This window comes from Sulfuriflexus mobilis (assembly GCF_003967195.1).
Taxonomy (GTDB): Bacteria; Pseudomonadota; Gammaproteobacteria; order AKS1; family AKS1; genus Sulfuriflexus; species Sulfuriflexus mobilis.
On record NZ_AP018725.1, the window covers coordinates 446,167 to 463,273 of the forward strand.

Annotated in this window: 10 protein-coding genes; 6 read left to right on the forward strand and 4 right to left on the reverse strand. The window is 57.2% G+C overall.

Features of this window, described 5'->3' with window-relative positions:
• Positions 1 to 98 precede the first annotated feature (98 nt).
• From rsmA to lptD, 4 genes are read right to left on the reverse strand one after another with little or no spacing between them, the layout of a single operon-like run.
• A complete protein-coding gene (rsmA, locus tag EL386_RS02250) occupies positions 99 to 905 on the reverse strand; it encodes a 16S rRNA (adenine(1518)-N(6)/adenine(1519)-N(6))-dimethyltransferase RsmA (RefSeq protein WP_420856720.1) in 807 nt (268 codons plus the stop codon).
• Positions 902 to 1,879 carry a 4-hydroxythreonine-4-phosphate dehydrogenase PdxA gene (gene pdxA, locus EL386_RS02255; protein ID WP_126452874.1) on the reverse strand — a complete coding sequence of 326 codons (978 nt, stop codon included), beginning with the start codon at positions 1,877 to 1,879 and terminating at the stop codon, positions 902 to 904. The genes rsmA and pdxA overlap by 4 nt, the downstream gene beginning before the upstream one ends.
• Before the next feature lie 46 nt (positions 1,880 to 1,925).
• Positions 1,926 to 3,215 (reverse strand): peptidylprolyl isomerase SurA, encoded by a 1,290-nt coding sequence (surA, locus tag EL386_RS02260; protein WP_420856727.1) that lies wholly within the window; start codon positions 3,213 to 3,215, stop codon positions 1,926 to 1,928.
• A 15-nt stretch (positions 3,216 to 3,230) separates the two neighbouring features.
• The gene (lptD, locus tag EL386_RS02265) at positions 3,231 to 5,852 is read right to left on the reverse strand and encodes an LPS assembly protein LptD (RefSeq protein ID WP_172597580.1); all 2,622 of its coding nucleotides are present in this window, start codon (positions 5,850 to 5,852) and stop codon (positions 3,231 to 3,233) included.
• Between the two features lie 111 nt (positions 5,853 to 5,963).
• Between lptD and EL386_RS02270 the strand changes: the two genes are divergently transcribed.
• The 6 genes from EL386_RS02270 (at position 5,964) to EL386_RS02295 (ending at position 17,033) form a co-directional block, all read left to right on the forward strand.
• Positions 5,964 to 7,145, forward strand: coding sequence for an efflux RND transporter periplasmic adaptor subunit (locus EL386_RS02270; RefSeq protein WP_172597581.1), 1,182 nt, complete (start codon positions 5,964 to 5,966; stop codon positions 7,143 to 7,145).
• A 5-nt stretch (positions 7,146 to 7,150) separates the two neighbouring features.
• The gene (locus EL386_RS02275) at positions 7,151 to 10,357 is read left to right on the forward strand and encodes an efflux RND transporter permease subunit (RefSeq protein ID WP_197722131.1); all 3,207 of its coding nucleotides are present in this window, start codon (positions 7,151 to 7,153) and stop codon (positions 10,355 to 10,357) included.
• On the forward strand, positions 10,344 to 11,324 hold the full coding sequence (locus tag EL386_RS02280) for an aminoglycoside phosphotransferase family protein (RefSeq protein ID WP_126457192.1): 981 nt from the start codon (positions 10,344 to 10,346) through the stop codon (positions 11,322 to 11,324). The genes EL386_RS02275 and EL386_RS02280 overlap by 14 nt, the downstream gene beginning before the upstream one ends.
• Positions 11,325 to 12,437: 1,113 nt before the next feature.
• Positions 12,438 to 13,133, forward strand: coding sequence for an RNA polymerase sigma factor (locus EL386_RS02285; protein WP_126452882.1), 696 nt, complete (start codon positions 12,438 to 12,440; stop codon positions 13,131 to 13,133).
• Positions 13,134 to 13,171: 38 nt separating this feature from the next.
• Complete coding sequence (locus EL386_RS02290) at positions 13,172 to 16,372, forward strand: hypothetical protein (RefSeq protein WP_126452884.1); 3,201 nt, start codon at positions 13,172 to 13,174, stop codon at positions 16,370 to 16,372.
• Entirely contained in the window at positions 16,362 to 17,033 is a 672-nt protein-coding gene (locus EL386_RS02295; protein ID WP_126452886.1) for a phage tail protein, read from the forward strand. The genes EL386_RS02290 and EL386_RS02295 overlap by 11 nt, the downstream gene beginning before the upstream one ends.
• Positions 17,034 to 17,107: the final 74 nt, after the last annotated feature.

Sequence of the window (17,107 nt, forward strand, 5' to 3'; positions counted from 1 at the left end):
ATGGTCGTGTGTCGTGCCGCCACGCAAATGGGTAAACCGCAATTATAGCGTAAAACTACCCCTTTACGCCCTATAAAGTCGGGATACGAATAGCGGGGTTAGGCCGGGCCGGGGCAGTTTTCAACCGGGATATTGGCCAGGCCGACAAACTCGGCAATGCTGAGGGTTTCGGGGCGGCGCATCGGGTCGATGCCGATGGCCTCCATCTGCGCAGCGGGAATGAAGGACTTCAGTGATTTGCGCAGAGTCTTACGTCGCTGCGTAAAGGCGTGATTGACGAGCTGGGCAAAATATTTCTCATCACGGGCCGGGTGGGGCAGTTCGGCATGCGGAGTCAGACGCACGATCGCCGAGTCGATTTTGGGCTGTGGCGAAAAGGCGGTGGGCGGGACGACAAACAGATTATCGACCTGGCAACGGTACTGCACCATAATGCTGAGCCGACCGTAATCGCCACCGCCGGGAAGGGCTGCCATGCGTTCGACCACCTCCTTTTGCAACATGAAGTACATATCTTTAATGATGTCGGCCTGTTCGAGCAGGTGAAACAGCAGGGGGGTAGAGATATTATACGGCAGGTTACCGACCACGCGCAGCTTTTTATCTGCAGCTTTCTGTAATTGACGGAAATCAAACTTCAGCGCGTCGGCACTGTGTATATGCAGGCCGGGATATTGCTCACGTAAGGGTTCGAGCCTTGCGACCAGGTCACGGTCGATCTCGATAACATCGAGTGCATCAAGCTGTTCCAGCAATTTTCGGGTCAGGGCGGCCTGACCCGGACCGATCTCGACCATGTTGTCGTCGCTCTGCGGGTTAATCGCATCAACGATTCGCGCGATGATGCTGGCATCACTGAGAAAATTCTGGCCGAAACGTTTACGCGCCTTGTGCCCACCACTCACGATGCGGACACCATATCGAGCGCAGTGTTAATGGCGATGGTCATGCTACCGGCATCGGCACGGCCCGTGCCGGCGAGCTCGAGGGCCGTACCGTGATCCACCGAGGTACGGATGATCGGCAGGCCGAGGGTAATGTTTACTGCGCGACCAAACCCCATGTGTTTGAGTACCGGCAGACCCTGATCATGATACATGGCCAGCACCGCATCGGCCCGTTGCAGGTAAGGCGGCGTAAACAGGGTATCGGCCGGTAGCGGGCCTTGTAACTGCAGGCCCTCGCTACGCAATGCCTCAAGTGCCGGCTCAATCACCTCGATCTCTTCACGGCCGAGGTGGCCACCCTCACCGGCATGTGGGTTCAGCCCGCAGACGAGGATGTTTGGCCGTTTAATGGCAAAGTGGCGGCGCAGTTCACTGTTGAGAATGCGCAGGATAGTCGTCAGGGACTCGCGCGTAATATTCCTGCTGACCTCGGCAAGGGGCAGGTGGGTAGTGGCCAGTGCCACGCGCAGGCCTTCGGTGGCCAGCATCATCACCGGCGGGGTATCGATGTGGCACAGCCCGGCGAGGTACTCGGTGTGACCGCTGAAGCGGGCGCCGGCCTCGTTGATAATACCCTTATGGACGGGGGCGGTGACGAGGGCGGAAAATTCCTCATTCAGGCAGCCCATGGTGGCCTGGCGTATCAGTTCGAGCACGTAATCGGCATTGGCCGTATTCAGTTGCCCGGCCTCGCAGGTCGCCTCAAGGGGAATGTGCAGGAGGCTGATCTGCCCGGGGCGGGGGCTGTCGGCAGCATACTCGGGCCAGTCGAATGGCATACCGAGCTGAAGCGCGCGTTGTTCGAACAGTGGACGATCGCCGAGTACCACGAGCTCGGCAGACGCAGGCGCCTTGAGTTGTAGGCACAGGTCGGGGCCGATACCGGCGGGTTCACCCGAGGTGATCGCAAGTCGTGGGGTCACGTTGTTCATGACGGGAGTGTATCGCCTGACGGCGAACTCTGCAGTGGCAAATTTATTAGAAGTTGTCTTCGAGACGGTACTCAACATAGGCCTCGTCACGCAGACGGCGCAGCCAGGTCTCGGTCTCTTCCTCGGTCTTGCGCTCGGTGAGGAATTCACGGGCCTTGTTCTTGAGGAACTGCTCAGTATCGTCATGGGTGCGGCGGTCGATCAGTTGTACGATATGCCAGCCAAACGGTGAACGGAACGGCTGGCTGATTTGTCCTGGCGCAAGATTGTTCATCTCTGCCTCAAACTGCGGCACCAGGGCTCCGGGGCTGGTCCAGCCCAGATCACCGCCGTTAGCGGCCGAACCACGGTCATCGGAGTGGGCGCGGGCGAGGGTGGCAAAGTCTTCACCGCCTTCAAGACGTATCAGTAACTGATTAAGACGGCTACGGGCGTCATCATCTGAGGTCAATTCGTTAGTACGGATGAGAATATGTCGGGACAGACTCTGCTTGGTGACATGGCGTTGGTCCTGACCACGCACATCGGTGAGCTGCACGATGTGAAAGCCGCTCGGGCTACGGATCGGGTCACTGATATCACCTTTACCCATGCTCGTAACGACATCGCTAAACAGGCTGGGCAACTGGGCGGCCTTACGCCAGCCAAGGTCACCGCCCTCAAAGGCCTGCTGACCGGCGGAACTCGCGGCAGCGACCTGACCGAAGTCGGCACCGCTACGCAATTTGGCGACAGTGGCATTGGCCGTGCGCTGCGCGGCATCGACTTGCTCGGCGCTGGCGGCCTCGGGCAGCTGGATCAAAATGTGTGACAGGCGGAATTCATTGGCGCCGCTGGCCTGATTCTTATTGGTGGCGAGGAAGTTGCTGACTTCCTGATCGGTGACGTTGATGCGTTGCTTGACCGCACGTTGCAGCAGCTGGCTGATGGTCATCTCGCGGCGGATATCTTCACGGAATACGTTAAAGTCAAAACCGTCGCGCTCGAGGGTGTTGCGGAACTGGGCAATGGTCATTTTGTTCTGGGTGGCAATGCGCGCAATGGCGGCATTCAGTTGCTGCTCACTGACGCGGACGCCGGTTCGCTCGGCGGCTTGCAGTTGCAGACGCGAGAGTATGAGACGTTCGAGCACCTGCTTGCGCAGGATGTCTTCGGGTGGCAACGCGGTCTTGCGCTGTTCAAGTTGTCCCTTGATGGTTCGCAGGCGCGTCGCCAGCTCACTTTCCATGATGACATCATCATTGACCACGGCAATAATACGATCGACGGGCAGGACAGCGGCTTGCACCGACAGGGCAGCCAGCAATGTGCTTAACAGGATTAAACTACGCATGATATTTTCTCTACAGACTTAAAACTCACCGTCGAGGGGCTCCCGGCCATAGCCGAGTATACCATCACCGATGATCTTGGTGACCTTGTCGCCAAAGCTGGTCAGACCCTTTAGCTCAAGCTGGAAGAGAATGGCAAAGTTTTCGTCTTCCTGATCCAGGTCGTTAATGTATTGGCGTGCGACGACGCGACCAATCCAGCAACAGCTTTCATACTCGAGGCCGGCAAAGGCATCGATGACTCGTGTGCGGTCGATGGCATAATTCCAGCGACCAACGGCGTTCCAACGGTCACTCAGTGGCCAGCTGATCGAGGTATCGACTTGTTCGAGCAGACCGCGGCGACGGCGGTAGGCCAGGTTAAAGACGCGATCAGCATCCGGCTGGTAACGGGTCGAGAATACATTTTTCTCAGTGACATCATCATGCACATCCCATTGCGCACCGGCACGGACACTCCAGGCGCGACTCAACCGGGCACTGACCTCGGCGACCACGTCAGAGCTGTCGTCGGTTTGATCCACCTGCCCCGGCAGGTTGACCTCGCGGTCTTCAAAATAATGAATCTGGCCGATGCTGGCCGAGAGGCGTTCGAGACCACTCTGCTGATCGATGATACGCGTTGTCAGGGCGGCGGTCAGCTGGTTGGCATCGCCAACCCGGTCGGCACCGCTGAAGCGGTTCTCGCGGAACAGTTGGGAAAAGCTGAAATCAAACAGACCCGTGTCGAAGACCTGGTCTCGCCCGGCTTCGTTGACGATCAGGCCATCCTGGTTGCGGTGTGCGACGTTCAGGTAATACAGGCGCGGCTCCAGGGTCTGGATCATGTTGCGCCCGGCCCAGGTCATGTCGCGGTCGAAGAACAGACCGCTGTCGATACTGAAGATCGGCACGGTGCGGTCCGGACTGTCATCAATGTTGGCGGCCACGTCATCGAGGTTGTAGCGGGTATGGCGCAGGGCGAACTTCGGCGTGACATAGCCGTAACTGTTCTGCAGCGGCAGGCTCACACTGGGTTCGATATCGATACGCGTGCCGGTGGCATTGGTATCGTGCGCAAATTGTACCGCCTCGGCACGCAGCCCGTAGTCGAGACCAAAGTGCTGGTCCGGCAGGTTCATGTTGAAGGTGATCTGGGGCAGGCGTTCGTAGGGTCTTCCGGCATTGCCGACGGTTTCATAGCCCTGCAACAGACCCGCGACATTCCAGAAATCGCCTGCATAATTAAGATTCACGTAACGGTTCAGGTGGGTCTGGCTGGTCAGGGAGATGTCGGTGCCGAGGTCTTCAAAATATTCGTCATCCGAGACGTAGTTGAGGTCGGCACTGGCGCTCAGACGCGGTGTAAAACGGACCTGGTTCTTGTAGGCAAACAGGTAACGGTCATCGTTATACAGGTCATCGCTCGGCAATATTTCGGCGTTGAACTGGCCCTCGTTGTCGACGTTGAGGAAGCGGTATTCACCGGCCAGTTGCAGGCCACGTTTGCCCATGTAGCGCGGGGTCAACGTGGCATCGCGGTTCGGCGCGATGTTCCAGTAATAAGGGGCGATGATCTCAAAGCCATCATCGTCGGAGCTGCCGAAACTCGGGGTCAGGAAACCGGTCTTGCGACGGTTATCGATCGGGAAGGTCATCCACGGCGTATAGAAGAATGGGATCCCCTTGAAGGCGACCGAGACATCCCGCGCGGTACCGACCCCCTCTTTGTGGTCGAGGTCGATCTTGTCAGCATTCAGCTGCCAGTCACGATTGCCACTCGGGCAGGTCGTGTAGGTAGCGGCAGTGAGTTTACTCTGATTCGCGGCGCCGTCACGATGGATCTGGTCGGCCGTACCACGACCATGGCGATCGTAGAGCAGAAAATCGGCCTGTTCCACCGTGCCCTGATCGGTGTTCAGGTCAAACCTGATGGTTTCGCCGTCAATGCGCATCTGATTATCCTGCAGACTGGCGTTGCCCTTGGCGGTCATGAGCTCCTTGTCGCGGTCATAATCAACGGCATCGGCACTCAGGCGCTGGTCGGCACGACGGATATCGACATTACCGCGGAAATGAGAGATCCCTTCTTTGGCGACATCGGCCTCATCAGCGGTCAGTTGCACTTCCGCACCGGCACGGCCCGTGGGGGGTACCGGGACCTTGGCCGGGCGCGGCTCGCTGGGGCACAGCCCCCAGGTGTCGTCTTTGGTGGTGTCCTTCGCTAGTGCAGTCGGCTGGGGTGTGTCGGGTGTTTGCGGCGCGGTGCGCGGCTCGGCGGTGGAAACGGCCGGTCGTGTCTCCTGCTCACGCGGGGGCTGCGGGGCGGGTGCAGCCACGCGCCGGGGTTCCGGGCTCGGTTGTTCCGGTGCCGGGGCTGCCTCCGCGGCGGCAGGGGCCGGTTCCGGTTCAGATACCGCGTCTTCTGTTGGTCTGACCGGCAGGCTTGCCGCCGGGGGCGTGATCGGGCCCTGGGCCTCGACCGGTGCCGGGATCGGAGCAGGTTCAGCGGCAGGCAGCTCACCGGCACGGCATTGCCACAGGCCGCTCGGAGACTGTTTACAGTCCCAGCCGCTTGCCGAGGCCGCGTGCACCGCCGGTATATGCCAGATTGTCAGCCCTGCACCGAGCAAGGCACTAAAGAGTTTTGGAGTATTTTTCACAGAGTGATGTCTAAAATCGTGTTTTATTATTCCCACCCCCATCGTGGGGTCGACTAAAATCGCATAGAATGGCGGCTGCTTCAAATTTATTATCAGGGATAGCTGGAAATCGTGATAGAAAAATCAATAAAAAGCCTACCCAGGCAATTACGCATCGCAGTGGTCATTATTGGTACGACTTTCCTTATTATAGTACTCCTGCTACTGACCCGGCCAGATAAAACTTCCGAGCCGGAGCCATTGGCGGCGGTATCGGTGCGAGGCTTCGTGGTCAAGGCCGTGGATTTACGGCCCGAGGTCGAGGTCACTGGACGACTACAACCGGCCAACCGCGCCCTGCTGCGCTTTGAGGTCAGCGGTCAGCTGGCCAGGCGTCATGTTGAGCCTGGGCAGGTCGTCGAGAAAGAGGCACTGTTGCTGAGCCTGGAAGAGGGCGATGCGCGAGATGCCCTGGCCGAGGCGCAGGCAAATATGGACATGGAGCGGGCCGCTATCAAGCGCGATCGCCGACTCCTTAAAATATCCATTAAAGACAGGAAGTTGCAGGAAAACGAGGTGGCCAGGATGGTGAAGCTTGGCGCCAAATCACTGGCCTCGGCCTCGCTGCTGGACCAGTCCCGCCAGCGCCTGTTGCAACTGGAGTCTGCCGAGGCGCAACTGCAATACAGCGTTGAGACGGCCACGGCACGACTGAGTGCGCTTCAGGCGGCCCTGGCACGGGCGCAACGTAATCTGGCCCGAACCGAGCTGCGCGCGCCCTTTGCCGGTACGGTGAACACGGTCGAGGTCGAAGCGGGTGACTACGTCACCCCGGCGAGCATGGCCATGGAGTTGGTGGACCTGGCGCAGATAGATTTTTATACCGAGGTCACAGGTTCCACGGCGGCCGCCCTGCACCTGCAACAGCCGGTAAACATCCGTGTGGCGGGACGCGAGATTGAAGGACAGGTCATTGCCCTGCGCAGCGACCCCGACCCAAGCACCTTTACCCATGCCCTACGCATTCGTCTGCCGGGTGAGGGCCTGTTGCCGGGTGGGCTGGCCACTACGCGCCTGCCGCTGACCCGCCTCGAGTCGGTGCTGGCCGTGCCGATAGCAGGTGTCCTGCAAGAGGAAGGGCGTGCCTATGCCTTCGTCATCCGTGACGGTCAGCTCGAACGTCGCGAGGTGGGCAGTGGTTTGCGGCATGCGGAACAACTGGTCATCACGCGCGGCCTGCGCGCGGGTGACATCATCGTTGCCAATGACGTCGCTGCCCTGAGTCACGGCCAGTCCGTGCGCCTCAGCCAGTAAAATCTATGTTCCTGATCCGCTTTAGTATCAATAACCCGCTACTGACCAACATGCTGTTGGTCATCGTCCTGATCATGGGCGTGCTGTCGTGGAATGCCATGCCACAGGAAATGTTCCCCTCGGTCGAGCTCGACAAGGTGCGCATTACTACCGAGTTTGAGGGCGCAACCCCCGAAGAGGTGGATAGACAGGTGACCTTGCCCATCGAGGAAGAGTTTGATGGCGTGTCTGACATCGACATCATCACCTCGGTGAGTCAGGAAGGCGTATCGACGGTTTTGATCGAGGTAAAGCCGGGCACCAACGTCGATGAGTTTCTCAACGATACCCGGGATCGTGTCGGTCGTATTACTGATTTGCCTGACCTGGCCGAAGACCCGGAAGTGGTACGCCTCGAGGCCCGCTTTCCGGTGATCAGTGTCGCCCTGTACGGTGAGGTTGCGCGTGGCGAGTTGTACGAACAGGCCGAGCGGGTAAAGCGCAAGTTGTTACAGCTGCCTGGTGTCGCCGGTGTTGGCGTGGCCGGTGACCGGGAGTGGGAATTGTGGGCGATAGTGGACCCGGAACAGCTGGCGACGCGAAAGATCCCGCTGGCAAGCGTGATTGATGCCTTGCGTAATAACCTCAACGATACACCCGGTGGTTCAATCAAATCGGTAGAGGGCGATATCCTTTTGCGCGGCAAGGGCGCGAGCCCGGATGTTGAGGGTCTTTCCGCTATCCCTCTGCGCAGTAATGCCCGTGGTGGGCAGTTATTACTGGGTGACATTGCGCATATCGAGTTGCGGCTCGAGGAGGCAAAAACCCTCGGGCGTTTTAACGGCAAGCCCTCGGTTAACCTGACCATCACCAAGACTGCCGAGGCCTCGACGATTGAAGTGGCAAATCGTGTGCGGGTATTGGCGGCACAACTTGAAGGTGAACTGCCGGCGAGTCTGCACGTCGGCCTGTTCAGTGACCTGTCGGTTTACGTCAGAACCCGTTTGAACACGGTGAAATCCTCGGGGCTGGTCGGTTTGGTGCTGGTATTGTTGTCGCTGTATTTATTTCTGAATTTCCGCGTTGCTTTTATTACCGCACTCGGCATCCCGGTATCGTTCCTGTTTGCGATCGTGCTGATCCAGTATTTTGGCTACACCATCAACATGGTTTCGTTGTTTGCGTTCCTGATCGCGCTCGGCATGATTGTCGATGATGCGATCATCGTCACCGAAAATATTTACCGGCACATGGAAGAGGGCATGCCGCATTACAAGGCGGCCACGGTAGGTGCACGTGAGGTCTTCTGGCCGGTGATCGCCTCGACCACCACAACCATTGCCGCCTTTCTGCCGATGTTCTCCATCGGTGGCACGCTCGGTGCCTTTATCGCCGTGATCCCGGCGGTGGTCAGCTTCGCCCTGATGGGTTCTCTGCTCGAGGCCTTTGGTGTATTGCCTTCGCATGCGGCTGAAATCCTGCGCGTGAAGAAGAGTAACCACTCGCGTTTTGTCGACTGGGCAAAATGGTTGCAGGAATACCTGAAGGTATTACGCCGTGCCCTGCACAACCGTTACCTGGTTACGCTGGGTACAGTCGGTGTGTTGTTAGTCCTGATGGTGTTCGCGCAAACCCGTCTGCCGTTCCAGTTGTTTGGCAATGTCGATATCGGCCAGTTCTTTGTCAATATCGAGGCACCGAGTACTTACAGCATTGATGACTCGCAACGCCTCGCTGCTGAAGTGGAAAGTGCGATTGAAGGTGTGATGGAAGATGGCGAGCTAAAGACCATGTTGACCAATGTCGGCGTGACGATTATCGACTTTAATCGTTTTCGTTTTGGCAGCCACTATATCCAGCTCGTTGTCGATCTGGAAAAGCAGGTGCCGAAGGGCTTTATCGAGCGATGGGTAACACCACTGGTGAATCTGCGTTTTCAACATGAAGGCTCACGACAGCGCGAGGCCGGCGAGATTATCGATGCCGTACGTGAGCGGATGGCGCAGATTAATGGCGTGCAACGACTCTCCATACTGCGACCACAGGGCGGACCGGCCGGTGCCGACATCGAGGTGGGCGTGCGTGGCCAGGATGTATCGGTATTGCAGCGTGAGGCGATCACGATCCGTGATTATCTGCGCGGTCTGCCCGGCGTCCACGATGCGCGCCAGGACCTGGAGAGTGGCAAACTCGAATACCAGTACAGCCTCAATGACCGCGGCCGCCAACTGGGTCTGACACAACGCGACCTCGCCGATGCCGTGCGCAGTGGTTTTCTTGGTCTTGAGGTCACACACGTCACCTGGGGTGACAAGCGTATCCCGGTGCGTGTGATCTATCCTGAGGACTGGCGGCATACCTCGGCACAGCTGAAGAAACTGCGCATCACCCTGCCAACGGGTAACTCGGTCTACCTCGGCGAAGTCGCCGACATCCGTATTGATCGTGGCCTTAACGCGGTGAACCGTCGTGATGGCCGCCGCCTGGCCACGGTCACCGCCGAGGTGGATAGTAAAATCATCACTCCACTGGAAGCCGCCGAATTGATCCGCAAAAAGTTTGATGGTTTGTCTGAACGCCTGCCGGGTTACGATTTGATCTTTCTCGGTGAAAAGAAAGAGGCGTCGGATTCCATTGCCGATATGATCCGGGCCACCATCCTGGCACTAGCGATCATTTATTTTATTCTCGTCGCCCTGTTTCGTTCCCTGCTTGACCCGTTGGTGGTCATGTTTGCGATCCCCTTCGGCATCATCGGGGTTATCGTTGGTCACGTGTTGTTCGGTTATCACCTGCAGTTCCTGTCACTGGTGGGTTTCCTCGCGCTGTCGGGTATCGTAGTGAACGATTCCCTGATCCTGGTCGACTTTGCCAAGCGCTTGCGCAGCCAGGGCTGGCACCGTGTCGAGGCCGTGATCGAGGCGGGTCGCGTACGTATTCGGCCGATTCTGCTCACCAGCATCACGACCTTCCTTGGCATCTCGCCATTGATCTTCTTTGCTACCGGGCAGACCGCCTTCCTCTCACCGATGGCGGTGAGTCTCGGTTTTGGTTTGCTATTCGCCACGGTGCTGATCCTGATTGTGTTACCCTGTTTTTATCTCATCGCCGATGACATGCGCCTTTATACCTGCCGCTGGCTGCGCCGGCGACTCGGTCAGGCCGAGCCGGTCGATGAGACTGCACCGATTTGTTTAGTGAGTGAACATCCCGTTGAAAATGACAGAACGTGAAGAAAACCTGCTGGCCTGGCTGCACGCTCGGACCGGCGAGAGCCATGAACTGGTACCGGCCTCGAGCGATGCCAGTTTCCGTCGTTATTTTCGTATCCATACCGACGGTACCACGCGCATCGTCATGGATGCGCCACCGCCACAGGAAGACTGCCGACCCTTTGTGCACATCGCCAACCTGTTGCATATCGCCGGCATGAATGCGCCGAGGGTGATAGAAAGCGATCTCGAAGAGGGTTTTTTGATCCTCAGCGACCTCGGCAGCACGACCTACCTCGATGTGCTGAAGGCAGACAATGTTGATCGTCTCTACGGCGATGCTCTCGGCGCACTGGCGCAGCTACAGGCCTGCATCGAACCCACCTCAGCCGGTCTGCCGGCCTATGATGCCGAGTTATTGAACTTTGAACTGTCCCTGTTCAAAGACTGGTACCTGCAACAACACCTGGGCATGACTCTCGATGCCGGGCAGGAGAAAGTTCTGGCGGAAACCAACAAACTGCTGGTCGAGAGTGCACTGGCACAAACCCAGGTCTGCGTACACCGTGATTACCACTCACGCAACCTCATGTTCACGGACAGGCACAACCCCGGCGTACTCGACTTTCAGGATGCCGTCACCGGCCCGATCACCTATGACCTGGTGTCTCTGCTGCGTGATTGTTACATCGCCTGGCCACGCGAGCGCGTCGAAGCGTGGGTACAGAACTATTATCAAATCGCTGTCGAGTCCGGCATTGTCAACCAGGACCATGTTAGTGAGTCGCAGTTCCTGCGCGACTTCGATCTCATGGGCGTACAGCGTCACCTCAAGGCCATTGGCATCTTCGCGCGCCTGTTACACCGTGATGGTAAGGATGGTTATATCGATGATATTCCGCGCACCCTTGGTTATGTGAAAGACGTGGCCGGGTCTTATCCTGAGCTGGGCGAGTTTGCGGCTTTTCTTGCCGAGCTTAAAGATTAAAATCTAAAGTAATAAATGGACAGGCTTAAAGAAGAAGCCTGTTTTGGAAGTGGATGCCTCCAAGGAAAGAAGATCATTCGACCGATTTACGGGCACTTGATCGGTAACGATATGTAAAACAAAGAAATATTCAGATGAGGACGGCAGGCTTCCGAGCTTGTCGTTTTTTTTTCGCAGGCGAAAGTTTCTAAAGGTCGATTTGATTAATAGGCTGACATATCAGCCCGCTCTCCTGCTTGTTTATCTCTGCCTTTAACATGACTAAATATTATGTGTGGCATTTGACACAGACAAGCTGGTTAATTTCCTTTTTTATAGAAATGCTGAAAATTACTCATCAATGAAATAGACATTGATTAACGGTGAAGCTTTGTGGAAAAGGATCTCATTCCTCCTCTACGCGGGCAATAGGAATTTTTCGTCCCAGTATCGATAGCTACTCGCACAGATGGGACCAGGGTTTGTCGCGAATATATTCAAGGAGGAATTTACATGATCGAAACTTTTTATGTTTTTTACCTCAGGTTCCCAGAAAATAGTATCAAGCGGAGCATATCGTCATGATCCGCATCTCCATTCTAGTGCCATTTGCACTGGGACGTATGTTATCAGGTCTGGCTATTACTTTGAGCATTCATACTTTGTGTGTACGTAAGGCTTGAAATGGTGCGCTTGGTCTTCGGCGTCTACTATCTTATATAACGAATATCGGTAAAAGTCGGTCTAAACTGTTATATCCAGAAGTAAACTTCACTGCCGGAATAATGGGGGCCCCGCCAGGCCCAAGTCAATACTTGCTTTCTATGCAGGTCAGGTTCACCTGCCTGAACCCGTTCGATAATACCCTCAGTGGCCAGAACACCCAGGCCAACCCTATTTTTTCACAGATTGCATACCTCTTGCGTCCTTCAATCGGGGATGAATGGACACAGAAGGGTAGGAAGGGAAGCCAGACCACGGATCAGATCTAGTCTGATTCGTGCATACGCCAGATATTTTCTGGTAGCCCCCCCTTGAACATCCAAAGCAGCCGACCCTATTGGGCCAGCTCTGAGAGTGCGTTGACCCATTCCCGAAGAATACACATAGAACCTCAACGAATGGGAGAATAACGTGGAAAGAAATTCTGTTAGCAGACGTACGTCGGCCCGCCAAAACAAGCTTTTTCAATCTGACCATGGTGCCGATTCCGAGCAGCGACTGCTGGATGACCTGGCCTTTGGTAAACATGGTGCTATGCAGAGGCTGGTGCTGAACTATCAGAGTTTTCTACGTTGGCGATGTTACATGCTGGTGCATGGCAATAGCGATGAGGCCAATGACTTATTCAGTCAGGTGATTTTCAAAGTCTATACTGAACGCCCAGAACGTTTGCGCGAAATCCGCCATATTGGTGGTTGGTTGAGCCGGGTTGCACACAATCAGCACATCGACTCTCTACGGGTGCGGCAAGCCCGAGAGCGATGCGAAGGCAACCTTGCATATCTGTACGAAACCATTGGTTACCAGGCACCCTCTCCCGAGCAGGAGCTGTTGAACAGTGAATTGGAGCAGAATATCCGTCAAGCCTTCGAATCCCTGCCACAACGGTTGCGCCAGGCCGCACATATGCGCTTTTTCGAGGGTGCACCTTATGAAGAGATCGCGGCAGGCTTGGCAATCAGCCAGGCCAATGCACGCAAGCGTATCCAGGAGGCAAGAAAGATTCTGTCGACCTGCCTGCGTGCCTATCTCGAAGGCAGTTCCAAGTCGCGTTACGGTTGCGTTCCTCTCTCACCGGAACCCTGCACGCAGTCGGATGAAGAATAACGGTGTAATCCAGTCATTATGCACGTGGAGAAACAAGGATGAATGATTCGTCTGATGAATATCAGGAAGGCTCTCAGGAACTTGGTAACCTCTTCATTACGTGGAGCGCCCAGCGGTCGCCACCGTCAGGATGGCACGTCACCTGCACGCTGCAGCTGGGCACCGCCAACGCTGTTTTGGCGCTATCAGAAACAACGCCCAGCCAGAGCTTCGATCTGCATGATGCTACTGAAAGTGCATGGGGTACCGTCGAGCTGACCCCAGGTGCAAGCAGCAATACCATTCTCACCATTGATTACCATATCGGTAACCGCGTCGAACAGCGTAAAACACTTTGCACTTGGCGTGTCTGCCGTGCCTGCGATCATGTACCACCGGCACATGGCAGTAACTTCCTCGGTGATGACAATTGGCTCAGGGTAGGCTGGACGATCACCGGATCGGAAGACGCCTGTCAAAAGATCATCGTGGACCTCGAGGCGGCCGATGGTACAGGGGCAGGCCCTCACCCACTAACCCCACAACAACCTGAGTGGAACCACGTCATTCAACACGCCGGCGGTTACGCCGAGTTGCAATTCTTTGAACGTTTTCGCGGCGATGGTCGAATACTGCTCGATGCCCGATTGCGTCACAGCCAGTCGCCTACCCAGCATGTAAGGTTGGCCAATCTACCCGGTGATACACCAGCGCCCGGCCCATGCCCAGAACCAGGCCCGGATGTCCGGCCCGGCGATGGCCTGGTGCTCGGCGCTCCACGCACCTTCGCTTCGTTCACCTATCCGCGTGCGTTGCAACCGCCCAGCCCTGATCAGCAGGCGCGGCGCTTTTTTGAAGTATCCAACAATGGCAGCTTCCAAACTCAATTGGCCACTCTCCGAACCAAAGCGGATCGCGCCGGTATGGTGGAACAGGCGCAGGACTTCGTTGCGCCGAACTCCACAGGCTATCCAGGCCGGTTCGTCGCCCGGATAAGTAGCCTGCAAGGGGCAATGGGTCAGCTGCATGGCCCGGCTGTTCATGCCTTCCTGGCCATGCGTCCCGCCACGGCCGGTGAGTTGAATGTGGCGTTTGAGGCCTTACTCGGCGAATCAGTTGCGACCTTCCTGCAAGACCCGGACTACGCCGGCGATTTGGCGAGAATTCAAGACAGCCTCGTCGCCCTACTGGTACTGGGCACGCGACTTGGCCGTCACGAAGCGGACTTGATCCGCGTCATGATGGTGTGTCACGTCGCCACCTGGTTCAACGCCCAAACACAGGTTTCGCCGGGGACCCAAGCGCCTGCACCGACACCCTTGCCGATACCTATGCTAACGCCGGAGCATATACGCGAGGCACTGCAGGCGAATACCTTACTACCGGGTAATATCTACCCGTTACCGCAGCCGCCTGCTACCAGCACCGTCAGCCCACTCGGCTATGCCGACATCAAGGTCATCCGGCAGCGACTGAAGCGCTATCGTCTGGGTGAGCTGGCCCACGTGGAAAACGTCATGCGCGGCGAAACCAAGGAAGAGGCGCAACAACACAGCCGGCAAACCGAGTCACAACAAACAGACACACAGTTCAGCCACGACAGCGACCAGCGCAAACTTGATTACGATGGCCGTTCGGGCCATTCCGAGCACGCCACCAACAGTCCGATCAACGACCTCAAGCGTGAGTTCGATAGCCTGCAAAAGACATACGGTAATGACGGTTTGTCGGTGACGGTCAGCGGTGGCTGGACCGACACCCTTGACGGTCCGGCGACGCAGGACGAGCACGCCACCCTTTATGCCCGCAACTTGCTCGATCGTGCCGCCAGCCAAATGGCCCGCCGCATCAGCAGTACGCGCCGGCAACGTACGCTGGAAGAGTTCAGCGTACAAAAAAGTCGCCGTTTCCAGAATGAGAAGGGCAACGGCAACTTGATTGGCCTCTATCACTGGATAGACGAGATACACATCGCGCATATCGACCATGGCGGTAGCCGACTCATCCTGGAATGCAACCTGAGTACTCCGGCGGCGGATTTCCTGCAACGCAGCAATGCCTTGCACGGCATCAATCTTAGCGTGCCGGTGCCACCGTGGGAGGCAGCCAGCGGTGCCATCACCTCGGCTAACGACATCACCCGCACCAACTACCTGGACCTGGCCGGACTTTACGGCGCGGATGTGAAGCCACCGCCGCCGCAACAACGTATCGTTAACGCCAGCCTCAGCGCAGACCCGCCACACCCGATCGCATTACTAAGGATACCGGAGGGCTATCTCGCGGCCAGCGCCAGCGTCGCCTATGCCTGGGCTATGCCCGCCACCACGCCGAGCCAGGCTGGGGCAGGACAGGGCGGCACACCACCAACCCCAAGCTTCGATGTGTTGATCGGTGACGCCGCGCTGAATATCGATCCGAGCAGCGACCCTAACCCTGGCAATAAGCCTATAGCCTCCCTACAAGCCACCGATGACGCGATGCCAGTCAGCATTGTTGCCTCCGGTTTGCGCTATGCCGTGAACGTCGCGCTGGTCTGCCAATGCCAGGACGACTCGCCCTTGTTCCGCCAATGGCAAATCGACACCTATGCCGAAATCATGGCGGCCTATCAGCAACGCAAAGAAGAGACCAACCTTGTTATGGGCCGGCTTGCCGAAGAGTTTCTCCGGCCAGGCAGTGAAGGCCGTCGCGAGACTGAGCGCGAGGAATTGCGCCAGGGTGCCATCCAGGCCTTGATCGCCCCTTTCCTGGCACGGGATACCAGTGTAACGCCACCGCCGCTGACCCCCGACCAAGTCGAGTTCGATCTGATCCCCTTTTTCCGCCAGGCTGTGGAGTGGTCGGAGATGAGTTTCAACTACTTTGGTCGCTATCCCACCGGCGCGACGTCGGACTGGCTGAACATGGTGCAGATGGTCGGCCAGGACAATGGCTTCCACGAATTTCTGCAAGCCGGCTCAGCAAAATTGCTTCTGCCGGTTAACCCGGGCTACATCCTGCCCATGTTGTTCTACCTGGCCTCCAACGGTTTCTTCTGGTTCGATGAGCCCGACCTCTGTCCGGTATTCGAGGGCGACCTCTGGCTGGCCAACGAATGGAAATCGCTCAAGCACAAACCGATCCCTCTCTGTCCGCGAGAGAGTTGGGAGATCGAAGTTGCCACATCCATGCTGATGCTGCGTCAGGACGACGCTGTGTCGATCATCGGCGCAGGGCAGGGCGACGCGGCCGCGGAGGGCGGTGAAGATGTTGCCTGACGCCCTGCCGGTCGGCTCGATAATCCCCTATGCGGGGCCGATCAATAACCCAAACAATCCCAATGGTGGCAGCAACTACCCGGACTACGGCTCGAAGGCCTACAACTTATATCTGCAACAGCATGGCTGGCTGGTCTGCGACGGCAGCACCGTACTGGTGGCGAAATACCCAGAGCTATTTCGCTTCATCGGCTTCATCTACGGCCAGGCCGGCCCAGGGAAATTCATGCTGCCCGACTACCGGGGCCGTTTTCTGCGCGGCGTCAATCTTGACGCGTCAGGACCCGACAACCTGCCTCGCGACCCGCAGGAGGGGCAGCGCACTGCCTCCAGCAGCGGCGGTTGGTCCGGTAATCAGGTTGGTTCAGTGCAGGAGGATGCCTTCCAGGCACACGACCATCTCTATGAAAAAGCCACCTCACAGACCGCGCTTGGATACGCGGGGAAAGGTGCCTTTGACAGTTACACGATACCTGAGGCGCAAACGGATGGCGCCGTCGTGCCAACCGGTTACACACCCACCATCAGCATTCGCCAAGCGCCGGAGACCCGGGTCAAGAACGCCTACGTCAACTTCATTATCAAGTGCAGCCGACGTCCACGGCCCTTCGGTTCGTTGCTGGAGGGCATGCTCGACCAGCTCGACAACGTCGGCTTCTGAAATTACAGCGGATAAATTTCACGCCCAGGCGACCATTCTCGTCTTACTAACATATGCAAACAGACATTGAGCAC